Genomic DNA, 15,059 nt, shown 5'->3' on the forward strand with positions numbered 1-15,059 from the left:
AGGTGAAAGGTGTTCTTTGTTGTTATGCTATTTTTAAAAAATTATAAAGTTACTTCTGCTCTGGTTTCGGGTCCAGAATGGCATAACTTCCTAGCGTGGCTAATTGTGCTGTATTCAGAAGCGCTTCATCCACTGCAGCGAGGGCTTCGCCGGCAGCTGTCATCAGCTCATCAGAGTCAACAGGTGAGGCAAAACGGAGAATGATCCGGTTCTCTCCCTTTTTAAGTTCACTCTCAGCCTTGGTTTTGTACTCATTAAGGGATACGACTTCGAGATCATTCTGCACATAATAATCATTGGCATCGCTCTCGCCATTAAACATCGCGAGCTCGGAATCAAGCCAGTAATCCTTATCCGCTATTGTTTTCTGACTTGCAGCAGTCTCATCGTTGGCATTGTACAAGAAGTAGGGGATGCCGGAGTTTGTCAGGTTGTTGGTGGCATCCACATGGAACCATTCGTTCCCGATTTTGACCTTGTTCCATGCATGTGGTACACCGCTGGAAGCGCCCGTTACAACGATGCTTTCCAGTCCCGAGAGATCGGAGAGCAATTTGTAGACGGAGGCATAGCTGGCACATACCCCAACACCTTTGACCAGAATACCGTATGTGGTGAACGAGTCATTGAACTGTGGATCGACATTTTTAAAGTTGTTCAGCTCCGCATTTTCCAGCGCTGCATCATCATACTTCGCGTTATCGTTCAGATAATCGTAGATGGCTTTTCGTTTCTCGTCTTCGTTCATGCCATCCTTGATAATGGAAGCCACCACTTCGTTTGCTTTGGCAATAATCTCATCTTGCTTCTTCTGGATACCACTAGCCGATTCATTATAATGAATCGAAAGGGTAAGCGTACCATAGTTGTATTCAAAACCTTCCACACCAAGAATCAAGGGATTCTGGTACATCACTTTCAGAACAACATCCGAGAGTGTCGTGAAATTTTGAGCTTCGGGGAAAGCTTTTAACGAAATTTTATCTTGTGCCGCAATCATGTTTTTGGCTAAAACTTCTTCCAATGCGGAATCTGCATTGATCATTGCATCGCCTGTAGCAGGCTGAGGCACGGTTTCCTGATTACCTTGTTCTACATTTTGCTGTGTATTCGATTTCTGCTCATCTACCAGATTGTCTTCTTCAGCTTCGGGAGCTGGAGCAGGTGTTTCGGTGGAAGTTTCTTCAGAAGCCATATCTGAAGAATTATCAGAAGTATCATTAGAAGCCTCAGTAGATAGAGGATCAGTTACATCTTCTGACGTTCCCGTATCGGTTGTGGACTCTGTAGTTGGAGTTTCCGAAGCTGGTGCTTCTTCTGTTTCCGTTGCAGACTCAGGTGCATCATGATTGTTGATGATCGTTGGCACATCAGGTGCAGGGACGTAAGGTGTATCATTCTTCGGTTCCACCAGTCCGTTGCTGGACTCGGCTACGGTTTGCTGAGCAAGTTTTTCCAAATCTGCTTGAGTTACATTCTCTACGCGCACGTAGCTTTTCAGAGCCGTTCCTTTAACATGAAAAGGAATATTCGTTTCATTGAACTCCGAAATCTCTACGCTTTCGGTATCATAAACAATGGTTTCACGGGCTAGAGATCCGTCATTGTACTCAACTGTTGCTTTCTGAGGAAGTACATCTATATTCTTTAATTTCTCCCTATACAATTGTTCTTTCAGAGATGTTGGTAACTGGGAAGCAAGCGGAGCTGTAGGGACACCTCTGCTAAAATTGGATTCTTTGCCTCCACCGATTGCAGTGACGTAATATTCTCCTCGTAAACCATGGTTCTGATGAGTAGTTATCAGTTCACTATAAGTGCCCAGCCCGCCTCTTCCGTCTTTCATAAAATCATTGAAAGACGTCTCTGTCGTTACCGCAATATCTAAAGGCAGACTATTACTGAAAGCGTCTTCTGCGCCAGTTAGAGGTACATTTGTATCGAATTTGGTTAGGTCAGAACGTTCATAAATTTTATATTCGGTGGCACCCTCAACCTTGTCCCAGACCAACGATAACCGTCTGTCTTTATCAATCTCGTATCTTAGGTTGGGCACAGGCAACTCCGATTTCACTGTAAACGGAATAATGATGGGTTGATCGAGCAGTGTTAGATTTTCCGCATCCGGATCATAATTCAGACGAATGTAATAAATGGGGGCACCGCCCCAAGAGCCGTGATCCTTGTTCTTCATGGAATCTGAGGTTAAAACGCCCCACCCAAGAGGCCTAATGGAAACGTTGTTGCCATTGGTATCGCGAAGGGCATGTACATCGCTTGCTTTGAGTGCTTTAATATCGGTATGTACACTTATAATGTCAATAGCTGACAGGTTATTCTTCCGTAAATCTGCTTTAAACTTGAACGTAAATTCTTCATCTTGAGCTACGTTGTACATCGGCATAATTGCTTGTTCCGATTCGGAGCCGTATTTTTGCTTCAAACTTAAAATGGTAGAACCTTCTACTACTTCGGTAGGATTATTCTCGGACGGACTGCTTTCCTGTTCATTACTCTGGCATCCAGCCAGTAACAGGGTGAGCGCAAACATAATGAAAAATAGACGTTTCATGATACACCGCTTTCTTGTTTTTCTGAGTTGCTCTAATAGCTACGTTGCTACACACCGAAAGATTATCAAATATGGTTAAAACCCATATGTGAACCTCTTAACATCTAAACCTCCTATTAATTTCCTGATATCCTTTGCTAGTTTATGGTCATATTGACGCATTGTCAAGGTGAGAGGATAGGATATAAGTCCTGTAGAACAATAGAACAGTTGTAATTCCGTAGCGAGGGGACCATGTTAAAATACAAGAGTTACTACATATTTAAATATATAACAGAATAATTTGAATAGAATGGGGTGCCGTATGACAGCAGAACAGATTGTCAGAACCTTTTTTGAAGAAGTCCGATCAGGTCGGAATCCTGATTATGCAAGCATCGTGATGGCAGAACAAGTACTGGCCCATCAAGTGATATCTGAAGAAGAGGTCACGGTCACCCGAACACCTTCCAATTATGCGGATCATGTGCGAGAGATGATTGAAGCATACGGGGAATTTTCACTCGAAATTCTGGAGTTGCTGACGCAAGGTGATAAAGTTTATGTGCGCTGGAGACAAACGGGTACCCATATTGGCGAAGTGGACGGATACTGCCCAACGAACCTCCCGGTGATTGAAATTGCCAGTGCGGTATACCGAGTGGAAAACGAACAAATTGCAGAGTATTGGATACAGATCGACAGGTTGGGCATCGAAAAACAATTGGAACGTAATCGGAGCTGAGTTTCTTAGCTCTTTTTTAGTTTTCAGTTCTTTGTAAGCGTTACCGTGTTATAATGAACAAAGTTGTATACAAGTTACATAAAACGTTTTCTGTCTTTTGACTCCATTATCTGAAAGTGAGGTTCAGTGATGATTAAAGCAACGGAAGATAATCAATATGTTGAACTAACAAGCCCGACAAGTTTACCGAAGGCATCCGGATTCCTTTGGAATGAAAAGATGATGATTCATGTGAATTGCAGGGGATACGCTGTGGCCCAATTCATGCAGCCCGAACCTGCTAAATACTCGTATGCGCCCAACCTGGAAGCCAAGACGTTTATGCAACCGGAGCAGCCATATTATGCCCATCATCCGGGACGGTTTGTCTATATTAAAGATGAAGTAAGTGGCGAAATCTTCTCAGCCCCGTATGAACCGGTTCGCAAGCAAGCGGAAAGTTATACGTTCGCTGTCGGTAAACACGATATTCACTGGAAAGTGATTCAGGACGATATATGCATCGAGATGTCCCTGCGTTTACCGAAGGAAGATGTTATGGAGCTGTGGCGTGTGAAGGTAACCAATCTGTCTTCGAGAAAACGCAAGCTTAGTATCTACCCGTATTATACAGTCGGCTATATGTCATGGATGAACCAATCCGGTTCATATGTGGAAGATTTGCAGGGCATTGTCTGCTCGGCAATTACGCCGTATCAGAAATATCAGGATTATAGCAAAATCAAAAACTACAGCGACAAAACCTATCTGCTTGCAGATCACCAACCGGCCGCCTGGGAAGTGAATCATTTAAGCTTTGAGGGCGAAGGCGGACTTCATAATCCTTCCGCCCTTCAATCGGAGACGCTCGCAGGTGGAGATGCACGGTACGAGACACCTGTAGCTGTATTGCAATATAGAGTAGAGCTGGAGGCTGGAGCTGAGCAGGCGTACCGATTTATCTTTGGTCCGGCTCATGATGAAACAGAGATTGAAGGCATTCGTCAGCATTATTTTGTGAAGCAGAATGAGGCAGGACAGGATGGTTTCACCGCAGCCGAGCAGGAGTATGCTGAGTATATTGCGGAAGGGCAAGGAAACATCCAGATCGAGACACCGGACAGCTGGCTAGATAATGTCGTGAATCACTGGCTACCTCGCCAGATGTACTATCATGGCAAAACCAATCGTCTGACAACCGATCCGCAGACGCGGAATTATTTGCAGGACAACATGGGCATGAGTTACATTCAGCCGCAGATTGCACGAGCTGCGTTCTTAACCGCTTTGTCTCAGCAGCATATAAGCGGTGCGATGCCAGACGGCATTATTTTGCATCCGGACGCAGAACTGAAATATATTAATCAGGTTCCTCATACCGATCACTGTATCTGGCTCCCTGTCTGTATGAAGACTTATTTGGATGAAACGAATGACTATAGCATTTTGGAGGAACAGGTTCCTTTTAGAGACAGTGAACAGAAGGTTTCGGTATTGGAACATATGAATCTTGCGATGCGCTGGTTGATCCATGAGCGGGATGCGCGTGGGTTGAACTATATCAATCAGGGTGACTGGTGTGATCCAATGAACATGGTGGGATACAAAGGCAAAGGCGTATCCGGCTGGCTGACCATTGCGACGGCATATGCGTTCAATGTGTGGGCAGATATTGGTGAACAGGCAGGGCATGCCGAGGTTGCAGCGGAATTCCGTCAGGAAGCCGACCAGACCAATGCGGTAGCCAATGAGTATCTGTGGGATGGGGACTGGTATGCCCGCGGAATTACGGATGATAACGTAGTGTTTGGCATAAGCAAAGACGTGGAAGGACGCATCTATATCAATCCTCAGAGCTGGGCACTTATGAGCGGTGCTGCGGATCAGGATAAACAGGAGAAGTTGATTCGTGCGGTAGAGGAGCAATTGGAGACACCATATGGTGTCGAGAAGCTCGCGCCGTCTTTCACAGCTATGCGGGAAGATGTAGGTCGTGTCACGCAAAAACATCCGGGAAGTGCGGAGAATGGTGCCGTGTACAATCACGCGGCGGCGTTCTATATTTATGCGTTGTATCTGGTGGGCGAGAAGGAGAAGGCGTATCGTCTGTTGCGTAAAATGATTCCTGGCCCCGATGCCGAGGATATCCTCCAGAGGGGTCAGCTCCCCGTATTTATTCCGAATTATTATCGCGGAGCTTATCGTCAATTCCCACGTACAGCCGGGCGCTCCAGTCATCTGTTCAACACCGGCACGGTGCCGTGGGTGTATCGTTGCCTGATCGACGGATTGTTTGGACTGCAAGGTCATGCACAAGGACTTCAAGTGAGTCCGCAACTACCTGAAGACTGGAACGAGGTATCGGTCACACGTTTGTTCCGCGGAGCTGAGCTGAATGTAAACATGAAGAAGGATGCTTCTGTCGAGCAGATTGAGGTGCATGTTGACGGTCAACGGATTGCAGGTGACATCATCAAGAACATACAAGCCGGTATGAAATATGAGGTGCTGGTGAAGTTGCCATTGTAGAAAAGCGCAAGGAGTACTGCTGAACGATGTGAAGAGTTTTGGACGATCACGAAGCCGAATTAAAAACTGCCTTTCCTTTATATGAGGAGGGCAGTTTTTGGTTTCAGCATAGTCAGGACTCATTCCATTCTTTGACTCTGTACCAATAGCTATAAATCTCTGAATAACCCAGCTTGGCGTAGAGCTTCAAGGCAGGCGCATTATTCGCAACGACTTGCAGATAACTAGACGTAGCACCTTGTTTTTTTGCCCAATGCAATAGATGTAGGATCATCTGTTCAGCAAGTCCCTGATTCCGGAAGTTAGCGTCTGTAATGATGTCATACAATCCAATGTAGCCACGTTCGATGACACCAAACCCACAAGCGACGACTTGCCCATCGATCAACAGCGAGATGAAACCTACCTTTGTCCGGATATTGTCCAACATTAATTCCGTCGTTTCCCGTTGCAGATCATTCACCTTGTTCAGTCGGCAAAAGTGATCCAGCCACGCTGTGGTCAACTGTTCGTCGATCTGTACAGCTTGGTGCACAGGCTCTTTGATCTCTTCCAGACTCCGAGTTTGGATACGGGTCAGATCAACAACGCCATACCCTTTGTCTTGCAAAAGCTGGTCGAGATGATCCGGCTGAACAAACGGCGTGATCTTAAATATGGTACTTAATTGATTGGAAGCATAGATACGCTCACATTCCTCAATCTTTTCATGCACATCCAGAGTGGAGTAGTGGATCGGTTGAATGGAGTTGGCACGTTTGGTATATCCTTTGGCAAAACGCAGTACCCAGCCGTCATACAGTAAGGTGGACAAGGGCTGCCAGTGATTAAGCGATAGTTCTTCAATGGTTTTGTGTTCTGTATCTATTGTATGCGTCATATCCAACCTCCGATTTTATGATTAAATAATAATACATAATAATACATAATAATGTATAAAAATACAACAAAAACAGATATATCGCCGAACAGTATGCATTATAGCCGGAGATGGTATACAATTTGATTTGGTTGAATAACTTCAGAAGCGGAGAGCATTATGTTAACTATAGAATTAAATAATCACAGCATTAACTGTCATATCGAATACGGCAAACGCAAGAAAGTTTCCATCACGATGGACTTGCCTTACATGGTAACGATCAAGGCACCGAATGGTACCAGTGAAGACATGATCCGGCAACTTGTGGAGCAGCATGGGGATGTGATCTTGAAGAAATCCGCTCTGATGCAGCAAGCGCTCGACGGTCCTCAAGCCAAGGAATATGAAGATGAGGGCAAGGGGAAGTTCCTGCTTTTTGGCAAGGAACATGCACTGCATGAATTAATTCCTGTAGAGGGGCTTACAGAAGAGGAGCTGCGAGCGAATCTGAAGAAGTTTTATTTTGCAGAGTGTAAACGCATGATTGGGGAGCGCATCGGTCGCTACCAGCAAGAGTTGAAGGTGAAGCCGAAGTCAGTAGAGATCGTAGATTCTCCCACCAAGTGGGGCAGTTGTAGCTGGGACAAAAAGCTGACGTTCAATTATCGCCTGGCGATGGCGCCACTGGAAGTGATAGATTATGTCATCATTCATGAACTTTGCCATATTCACCACATGAATCATGATCGCTCTTTCTGGCGACGGATCGGCAGCATCATGCCGGATTACAAAACAAAAGAAGATTACCTGATGCGCAATGGTCGAGCCATGACACTATAATAACAAGCTTAAGCCTTCACTTGGACGCGCCATACCGATCCGATATCATCTGTAAAATCCGCGAAGTTTCCACTGTTTGCAGTGAGTGGCTTCGCGGACTTTTGTTGTGTCTGGATATTAGGAATAAGATAATTGAACGCCGTATTGTGTGAAAAAATGAGTAACTGCATCCATGTCCATTCGGTCATCGAACAGATGCTCAGGATAATAGATGCCTGGAGCCATAGGCTTGTCCGTTGGCATCAACAGTATCTTCTCGGCTTGCACCGCAGCGCCGAGTGCAGTCATATGAGTTTGACCGAGTGGGTCAGAGACTGTCATCGTTTGCTCAACCTTGTTCCCTTTCGCATCCAGCCCTTTCAATTGAATGACGAGATGATGTGCACTCCCGGTTCCCGGATTATAGAGCAATTTTCGCCGGAATGGCTGGAAACGTTCACCACTGATCATCCTCCATACTCCGGTTTTGACCAATCCGGCGAGTGCATAGGTAGATACTTTACTATCGAATGAAATACGGAAACTGGCGGAATCGATATGGCTGGTATGAGGCAAAGTGACGTGATCGGGTGTGTCCAGTCTGTAACATGGGGTCGTATACCCGTTCGGGAAATGAACTTTGATCGGATCTGTCATGGGATAGACGAGTCGATGTGTATTGGATTCGGTTATCTGAAAAGGAATACTCATCCGGTCCATGAAGGCTGCCGAATCAGGGCCGGCCTTATCCCGCAGCGACCATAGGGCATGAATGTTTACTTCGACATGTTGCAGCGAGTTAGAGAGTATCATGGCAAATAAAGAAGCTGTTCCTGCCATCCATCCAGAGGATAGCACTACAGGGGCATGAAGTTCCTCCTGCTCTACTGAACGGATCGCTTGATTGAACACCTCAGTCCAGCGTGTTACATCGATAAGTGGAATTTTTCTCCGCACTGCCGATACCAGTAGCCGATCATTCAGATCGTTCACTGCATTAATGATTAACGATATATTCTCTCCTGCGTGAATCAGTGGATCGTCTGCATTGGTATCAACAACAACCGTTTGGACACGATTGGATGGAAAAGGTGCTGCTTTACCCGCAGAACGGCCTCCCAGTACCAATTCCAGATCAGGATGCCTGTCATGCAAAATGCGGGCAAGCTGTGCACCTACAGCACCATAACCTCCAGCGATAAGAACTCTTTTTCTATTCATTCGATAAACCTCCGTTGATATGTTTATGCACTTATATGTTTAAACTATTAAACATAAAAGAGTGAAGAAAAGGAATGCAGTACACCAGCGCGGTATGCGCTAGCTCTGACATTCCACTTCCACGAGATGAACGAGCTGTTTGAGTAATTCAATCGCATCGTTGAACTCCAGCTTGTAATACATCTCCGTACCTTTTTTCTGAACCGATAACAGCCCGGATTGACGCAATATTTTCAAGTGATGAGAGACCGTAGGGCGTGACATGGGGACATGCTCTGCAATCTGTGATACGTTCATGCTCTCTTGATCAATGAGCAGCGATATGATTCGCTGGCGAACGGGATCTCCCAAACCTTGAAGATAAGGACTTAGATTCTCGAAAATATCAATAACTTTTTGGTTACCCATCGACTCGTTCATGGCTCACTCCGTTATAATGTTTAATTGTTTAAACGTATTATAAGGCTTAGTTCACTTAAAAATCAAATTTAACATTCCAAGTTGCAGGAAATTAGCTGTTCCGCTTGTCCATTTGAAGTACAATATAAGCAAATATGCCCGTACCACGGATCCATTGATGTATCCGTGGTGGAAGGAGTCCAAGATGGCTGAGAGTAACCATTATTCGGTGCTGGTAGATGAATATATCTCGGAGTTTGCACCTGATGTACAGGTGAGATTACAGGCAATAAGACAGATTATTCGTGAAGCGGCTCCGAACGCCGAAGAGAAGATCAGTTACAAGATGCCTACGTATGCACAGCATGGGAATTTGGTTCATTTTGCCGCATACCAGCATCATATTGGGTTTTACCCAGCTCCCAGGGGAATTCAAGCTTTCCAGGAGGAACTCTCCAAGTATAAAGGGGGAAAGGGATCTGTCCAGTTTCCACTGGATCAGCCATTGCCCGAGGATCTCATCCGCCGGATTGTGGAGTATCGGGTAAAAGAAAATGTGGAGATCGCGTTGGAAAAGAAACGCAAAAAAGGAGCACCGAAGTAATTAAAGCTCCTATCACAAAAGCTCGTATCATAAACTATAAAAAAACAGTCGGATGCCTATGCATTCCGACTGTTTTTGTTTTTAGATTCTAGGTTTTACTCTGGTCGTACTTCATTTTACTTTAGTTTATTCCTATGCTCTTGCTTCGCTTCTATTCAAAGGAATACGTAACGTCTGAATTACTTGCTGTAGGAATCAGATACATAAAGCTTGGGTCCACTTGCAAGTAGATGGTCAGGTCGGAAACACCCAGATTAGGGACAGTCAGACTGAATCGACCGTTAGCGTCCAGCTTCACCGTTTCAGTGCGAATATGTTTTTCGTCAGGTGAAGGACCGTGGATCTGGAATGAGAATGTTTTGCCTGCATAAGCCGTGAGTGTACCTCGTACTTTCAGCGTACGATCCGCTGTATATTCGAACTGCATTAGATGGTTATCCAGGTAATCCTCGTTCCCCGTATCCGGGTCCTGGGGCTCTGTTCCAGGGTCTTGTGGTTCTGTCCCAGGATTCTGTGGATCGGTTACAGGCTCTTGTGAAGGATTGATAACCGAGAAGAAACGTGTCTGATATGAAATTTCTGCTTTGGACCCGTCTTTCTTTTTCAAACCGGTAATGCGAACGTTGAACGTGTCGCCTGCCTTCAAGGATTTCAAATTATCTGGGCGGAAAATAACAGCATAGTTATACCCATAACCATCGGAATTTACATTGAAATAGGCCTTTGCAGGATCACTGCTAACCGGGGTTTTTGCTCCCAGTACCCAAGTTTTCTGATCCGATGAACGCACGATCTCCACCTGTACCTCCGATTTGGAAGGCTTCGCGAAGACGTCCGGATTCAGCTGTGCAGACCAAGCTTGTGACACATTGAATGCCTCAATCGGGAATGCCCCTTTGTTAGGATACAAGTTGTAATTGTAATTGAGTTTTCCTGAACGGCTTGTATCCATCACTTGCATGGTGCTGAAGTGGCTCGCATAGTTTTTGTTGTCCCGGGATGCAATCCCGAAACCAACTTTCTTCAGTTGCGGACTCAAAATCCAGCGACGATGGCCGAGTGCAGCAATGTTACTGGCATCCGAATCATCCATATAAGCTTCTACGCTTTTGACTGCAAGGTTTCCTTGAGCACCATAGGAAGCGTACAGGTTGGAGCTTGAAGCCGATTTGGCTCCCAGATCAAAAAAGTCTTTTGGCATATCTGCAGGACGAGCCGGGAAGTGAGTCAATTCTCCGGTAGAAACAACGACTGCTCCATGTTGGGCTTGACGATTGAGAGCAGCATCGAGAACGAGATCTCCATCCAAACCGGAGAGATAACGATAGAAGTTGGCTGCACCTAGGGCCTGCTCTAATGTGGAATCACTTACTACACCAGCGACATAAGGTGCCTTGGTCGAGGGATTCTGAGTGAATGTAGCAGTTTGGTCCTTGACACTCATCCATTGCGTCCATTTCTGACTGATTTCTTGCTCACTTCGCTCAGGCAGCAGACTGTCGACAGGGGCAGCAGCGATCTGCTGGGTCCCCAGTAGCATGAATAACAGGCCTGCCAGAGGAAGAGAGAGTAACGAGCGGATGTACCTTTTTTGAATAAACATGTTCTAATCTCCTTCTAGTAAAAAAATATTATTATGTATTCGATGTATATTATCGACATTAAAGGTATAATTCGTTAGTTTTATGAATGCAATTGTTTATTCGAATTCAGCGATTTTTCAGCCAGAGCCATTATAATACTCACGGAATCCTGTAATCGTAAAGGAGTTTTCGCATGTCTAAGGTGCTGCATAAGTCGTTTTATCTCATTTTGCTCGTGTTTGTTGCGGTGTTTATTGCTTCGTCCTTATTGGTGAGGGCACAGTACAACTACGCCTTGTATGGGGACAATCCCATTTTGGGCATGCAGCAGTGGAGTGTTTTTCTCCCGGTCATTCTTTTGCTTCTTGGTTCAGGTGTCGGGTTATATGCTCTGTGTCTGAAACTGAACAAATACAGCCCGAAGGTTGTTATTCCGATTGTGCTGTTATGTTCTCTGGTCATTCAGATCATCATCATTTTTGTATTTCCGAGAGTGCCTACCGATGATTCGCAGACCGTTCTTTCACTGGCCATGAACATGCTGTATGACCAAGACTACTCCTCGTTTGAAACGGGTGGTTATCTGCACATGTTCCCGTTTAACTACTCGATCGTGTTGTACTTGAAGACGTTGCTGTACCTGTTCCCGGATAACTATCTGGTCATCAAACTATTTAATATTTTGTTTTCAACGTTAACAACGTTCATGATTTATCTTATTTATAAACAAGTGAATGACAGATCTACGGAACGTGATTACGGTGTGTTGATCTTTGCAGCAACGTACCTGCCTGCCTTGTTCCTGAACAACCTGATCTATAACGATGTGATTGCCACAGCATTTCTGACATCGTGTCTATACTTTATCATTCGTTTTGTGCGTGAAAAGTCTTGGAAAACAATCGTCATTGCCGCCGTGTTTCTCGCGATGGGCAATTACTTCCGAAGCATTGGTGTGATCGTGCTAATCGCTGCCATCATAACTATCCTGCTGAACATGAGGAACATCGGAATGAAGAAAGTCATCATTTCCATCGGTGTGTTGGGTATGTTGTTTAATGTCCCAAACTGGACTCAGAACGCGGTTCTTCAATCCTCTGGAGCTGTGAGCGAACCTGTTGGAGAGAACTCTGCACCGGTCTATATGTGGCTGAATATGGGGATTAATCTGGAGCGTTTTGGCTTCTGGGACAATATGGAGAGTTATCAGATCTATCAGAGGCAGGCCAACTACAATAAGGCTGAGAGCGCAACATTGTTCAAACAAGAGATTGGCCACAAGCTGTCTGAAGCAAGTACGAGTGACTTGGTGCAGATGTATTACAAAAAGATCATATGGACCTGGACCGAAGGGACATACCAGATGGATCGATACGGAATCGGCAATGAAAGTTCCATGGGTGCCGGAAGAGGAAGGGGAGGCGGAATCGCAGGCTCCTATAGTTACACGAATGTGATAACAGAACTGTTGCAGGGGGATTCGGCTTATCGGACGGGGTTACTCTGGATCGTATATGTGATGAATTTCTTGATGTACTGTTTTATTTTCATCCGGTTGGTCGGTGGAATTCGTCGTAAACGGTATGACGAAGTTTCATTGATCCTGGTTATTCTCGGATTCATCGGGTTTTATATTCTGTGGGAGATTAAGTCCAGATACATCTATCCTGTATATCCGCTGTTGGTTGTTCTGTCCTATATGGGGTTCAAAGATACGTATGACTTCATATTCCATCGTAAAGGTACCTTGGAGCAATATTCCCTGAGAAAAAGGTGAGCATATGCGAAAAAATAAATATTTCACATCGGTTACGTCACTCCTGCTGATGGGATGTTTGGTTATGCTGACGGCCTGCGATGTTATAACCGCCCAGAATATTACCAACACCGGTTCTGTGCAAGGCATGAATGGATTCGGCATACCGAATGGTGGTGGCCTGGGCATGAATGGAGGGACACCGAGAGGTGGAAGGGGCGGCACGGGTATGAATGACCGTACAGGCAGTCCGGACATGACGCAGGGGATGATGAATGCCGACATGATAGGTAGAGTCATTTCTGTGAATGGAAACACAGTCACGTTAGCGTTACTTGAGGTGCAGGACACCTCATCCCCAGGCATGGAATGGAAGGATACCGGAATGGAGATGAAATTAAATATAAGTGATGATGTTGCTATCACGGAAGGCATGGGGACGCCGCGCTCGGGCAGTTCCAGCTCACGTGCGAATTCGTCCATTCAAGTGTCTGATCTTCAAAAAGAAAACATCGTGATGGTGTGGTATAAGGACAACACCGAGACGGTGGAACGGGTGATGGTTGTCCAGTAAAAAATGATGGGATTATCGTCATTTTGTAATTGCTTACATTTGGCTTATCGGCTATTATGGAAACAACTGGTTTTTTGAAGGGAGTGAGCGTCATGAAACGACGGTCTAAGATGGTATGTTCTATCACTACAATGAAGGTAAGCATAAATTGAATAATTCCGGCAGACCATTCAGATACAGTGTGGGACACATCCAGTTTCCCATTCCGATCTGAGATCTGCCGATATATAGGGATATAACTGCTCTCATTTTTTCTGGCGTATGCGAGATTTATTTGCTTGTGCAAATTTCTCATACACTCAGAATTTTAAAAGCCGCAGGCATAGCCTGCGGCTTTTTGCGCGCAAAAATAGGCATTCGTTGGCTACGAGCAATCCACATGCAATGATTAAAAAGGAGAAATGCCCATGTTAACATTAAAATATTTATTTCAAAATAACGACCTTGCCGAGATGATTCTGAAGAATTGGAGTTATGATCCCGAGTCGCTGGACATGTTTCAGTATTATCGCATATCCTCCAATGCCGTGTATCCGTTTAGAGATCAGGGGGAAGTGCGATTGCTTCGATTTGCCCCGGTAGAGGAAAAAAATCGAAGTAACCTTAGCGCTGAACTGGAGTTCCTCCGTTATCTTCGAACGAAACAGTATGGAGCCATGGAGCCTGTACCTGCCCATTCAGGGGCAGAACTCGTAGAGGCTCACACGCCATGGGGAACGTACTTTGCTTCCGTATTCAAGCGAGTACCCGGATCGCAATTAGGAAGCATTGATTTGAATGACTCCATCCTGTACAGCTATGGTCAGGCGTTGGGTGAGCTGCATCATCTATCGCGCGTATTCATGCCTGAGCAGAAGGAGAAACGGCGCTGGACCTATACGGATGTATTGAATTGGATGCAGGAGATCCTAAAGGGTTTTCCTTGTGAAACGGCTGCTCTGAACGAGGTGGAGTTTCTTCGAACGTATTTTGCGACTTTACCGATGACCCAGCAAAATTTCGGACTCATTCACTACGATTTTGAACTGGATAATGTCTTCTATGATGAAGGTAGCCAGTCTTGTTATGCCATTGATTTTGATGACTCGATGTATCACTGGTACGCGATGGACGTGGAACAGAGTCTGGATAGTTTACGTGAGGAGATCGAGCCTGAACAATGGGAGCAGAAGAAGCAATTGTTCCTGAGTGGTTACTGGTCCGAGGCAGGAGAACGTTATGATCTGGAGAGTATGTTCCCCGCTTGTCGCCGTTTTGCCAACTTGTATGGCTATGTGCGTATGCTTCAATCTGTTGCAGAGCAGTGGTCATATGAGCCGGAGTGGATGAGTGGATTAAGAGCGAGGTTAGCGAGGATTATGAATGAAAAGGCAGAGCAATTTGGTCATCCGATTTAAAGTCTACACTTAAAAAGTTATATCCACCAATAATTGAACA

At 45.3% G+C, this 15,059-nt stretch carries 12 protein-coding genes; 7 read left to right on the forward strand and 5 right to left on the reverse strand.

Translation table 11 applies throughout. From position 1 onward, the window contains the following. Nucleotides 1–49 precede the first annotated feature (49 nt). Nucleotides 50–2,572, reverse strand: a complete 2,523-nt coding sequence (locus MKY87_RS20070) for a transglutaminase domain-containing protein (RefSeq protein ID WP_340965848.1) — start codon at nt 2,570–2,572, stop codon at nt 50–52. A 304-nt stretch (nt 2,573–2,876) separates the two neighbouring features. Here MKY87_RS20070 and MKY87_RS20075 point away from each other — a divergent pair, with 304 nt between their 5' ends. Both MKY87_RS20075 and MKY87_RS20080 read left to right on the forward strand, forming a co-directional pair. After that, on the forward strand, nt 2,877–3,296 hold the full coding sequence (locus tag MKY87_RS20075) for an ester cyclase (protein WP_340965850.1): 420 nt from the start codon (nt 2,877–2,879) through the stop codon (nt 3,294–3,296). Nucleotides 3,297–3,425: 129 nt separating this feature from the next. Next, nucleotides 3,426–5,804 carry a GH36-type glycosyl hydrolase domain-containing protein gene (locus tag MKY87_RS20080; protein ID WP_340965851.1) on the forward strand — a complete coding sequence of 793 codons (2,379 nt, stop codon included), beginning with the start codon at nt 3,426–3,428 and terminating at the stop codon, nt 5,802–5,804. Between the two features lie 112 nt (nt 5,805–5,916). On the opposite strand, the gene MKY87_RS20085 is transcribed toward MKY87_RS20080, so the two are convergent. Next, nucleotides 5,917–6,684: a GNAT family N-acetyltransferase gene (locus MKY87_RS20085; RefSeq protein ID WP_339786209.1), complete on the reverse strand. Its 768-nt coding sequence runs from the start codon at nt 6,682–6,684 to the stop codon at nt 5,917–5,919. A gap of 159 nt (nt 6,685–6,843) precedes the next feature. On the opposite strand from MKY87_RS20085, the gene MKY87_RS20090 reads away from it, so the two are divergent. Continuing rightward, nucleotides 6,844–7,506, forward strand: a complete 663-nt coding sequence (locus MKY87_RS20090; RefSeq protein ID WP_289391178.1) for a M48 family metallopeptidase — start codon at nt 6,844–6,846, stop codon at nt 7,504–7,506. Nucleotides 7,507–7,623: 117 nt separating this feature from the next. On the opposite strand, the gene MKY87_RS20095 is transcribed toward MKY87_RS20090, so the two are convergent. Both MKY87_RS20095 and MKY87_RS20100 read right to left on the reverse strand, forming a co-directional pair. Continuing rightward, complete coding sequence (locus MKY87_RS20095) at nt 7,624–8,706, reverse strand: saccharopine dehydrogenase (protein ID WP_340965853.1); 1,083 nt, start codon at nt 8,704–8,706, stop codon at nt 7,624–7,626. A 99-nt stretch (nt 8,707–8,805) separates the two neighbouring features. Continuing rightward, a complete protein-coding gene (locus tag MKY87_RS20100) occupies nt 8,806–9,126 on the reverse strand; it encodes an ArsR/SmtB family transcription factor (protein WP_017690570.1) in 321 nt (106 codons plus the stop codon). A gap of 184 nt (nt 9,127–9,310) precedes the next feature. Here MKY87_RS20100 and MKY87_RS20105 point away from each other — a divergent pair, with 184 nt between their 5' ends. Beyond that, complete coding sequence (locus MKY87_RS20105) at nt 9,311–9,709, forward strand: iron chaperone (protein ID WP_091038905.1); 399 nt, start codon at nt 9,311–9,313, stop codon at nt 9,707–9,709. A gap of 151 nt (nt 9,710–9,860) precedes the next feature. Here the strand turns inward: MKY87_RS20105 and MKY87_RS20110 are convergent, their stop codons facing one another. After that, a complete protein-coding gene (locus tag MKY87_RS20110) occupies nt 9,861–11,312 on the reverse strand; it encodes a CAP domain-containing protein (RefSeq protein ID WP_340965855.1) in 1,452 nt (483 codons plus the stop codon). 173 nt (nt 11,313–11,485) lie between these two features. On the opposite strand from MKY87_RS20110, the gene MKY87_RS20115 reads away from it, so the two are divergent. The 3 genes from MKY87_RS20115 (at nt 11,486) to MKY87_RS20125 (ending at nt 15,019) form a co-directional block, all read left to right on the forward strand. Next, nucleotides 11,486–13,069, forward strand: coding sequence for a glycosyltransferase family 39 protein (locus MKY87_RS20115; RefSeq protein ID WP_340965856.1), 1,584 nt, complete (start codon nt 11,486–11,488; stop codon nt 13,067–13,069). Nucleotides 13,070–13,073: 4 nt separating this feature from the next. Next, complete coding sequence (locus tag MKY87_RS20120; protein WP_340965857.1) at nt 13,074–13,622, forward strand: hypothetical protein; 549 nt, start codon at nt 13,074–13,076, stop codon at nt 13,620–13,622. A gap of 407 nt (nt 13,623–14,029) precedes the next feature. Then, on the forward strand, nt 14,030–15,019 hold the full coding sequence (locus MKY87_RS20125; RefSeq protein ID WP_340965859.1) for a phosphotransferase enzyme family protein: 990 nt from the start codon (nt 14,030–14,032) through the stop codon (nt 15,017–15,019). Nucleotides 15,020–15,059 lie beyond the last annotated feature (40 nt).

It is taken from the genome of Paenibacillus sp. FSL R7-0198, from assembly GCF_038000415.1.
Lineage (GTDB): Bacteria > Bacillota > Bacilli > Paenibacillales > Paenibacillaceae > Paenibacillus.

Excerpts from the sequence above, each read along its gene's own strand:
- MKY87_RS20070 (WP_340965848.1), bottom strand. The coding sequence starts at position 2,572 with ATGAAACGTCTATTTTTCATTATGTTTGCGCTCACCCTGTTACTGGCT.
- MKY87_RS20075 (WP_340965850.1), top strand. The coding sequence starts at position 2,877 with ATGACAGCAGAACAGATTGTCAGAACCTTTTTTGAAGAAGTCCGATCA.
- MKY87_RS20080 (WP_340965851.1), top strand. The coding sequence starts at position 3,426 with ATGATTAAAGCAACGGAAGATAATCAATATGTTGAACTAACAAGCCCG.
- MKY87_RS20085 (WP_339786209.1), bottom strand. The coding sequence starts at position 6,684 with ATGACGCATACAATAGATACAGAACACAAAACCATTGAAGAACTATCG.
- MKY87_RS20090 (WP_289391178.1), top strand. The coding sequence starts at position 6,844 with ATGTTAACTATAGAATTAAATAATCACAGCATTAACTGTCATATCGAA.
- MKY87_RS20095 (WP_340965853.1), bottom strand. The coding sequence starts at position 8,706 with ATGAATAGAAAAAGAGTTCTTATCGCTGGAGGTTATGGTGCTGTAGGT.
- MKY87_RS20100 (WP_017690570.1), bottom strand. The coding sequence starts at position 9,126 with ATGAACGAGTCGATGGGTAACCAAAAAGTTATTGATATTTTCGAGAAT.
- MKY87_RS20105 (WP_091038905.1), top strand. The coding sequence starts at position 9,311 with ATGGCTGAGAGTAACCATTATTCGGTGCTGGTAGATGAATATATCTCG.
- MKY87_RS20110 (WP_340965855.1), bottom strand. The coding sequence starts at position 11,312 with ATGTTTATTCAAAAAAGGTACATCCGCTCGTTACTCTCTCTTCCTCTG.
- MKY87_RS20115 (WP_340965856.1), top strand. The coding sequence starts at position 11,486 with ATGTCTAAGGTGCTGCATAAGTCGTTTTATCTCATTTTGCTCGTGTTT.
- MKY87_RS20120 (WP_340965857.1), top strand. The coding sequence starts at position 13,074 with ATGCGAAAAAATAAATATTTCACATCGGTTACGTCACTCCTGCTGATG.
- MKY87_RS20125 (WP_340965859.1), top strand. The coding sequence starts at position 14,030 with ATGTTAACATTAAAATATTTATTTCAAAATAACGACCTTGCCGAGATG.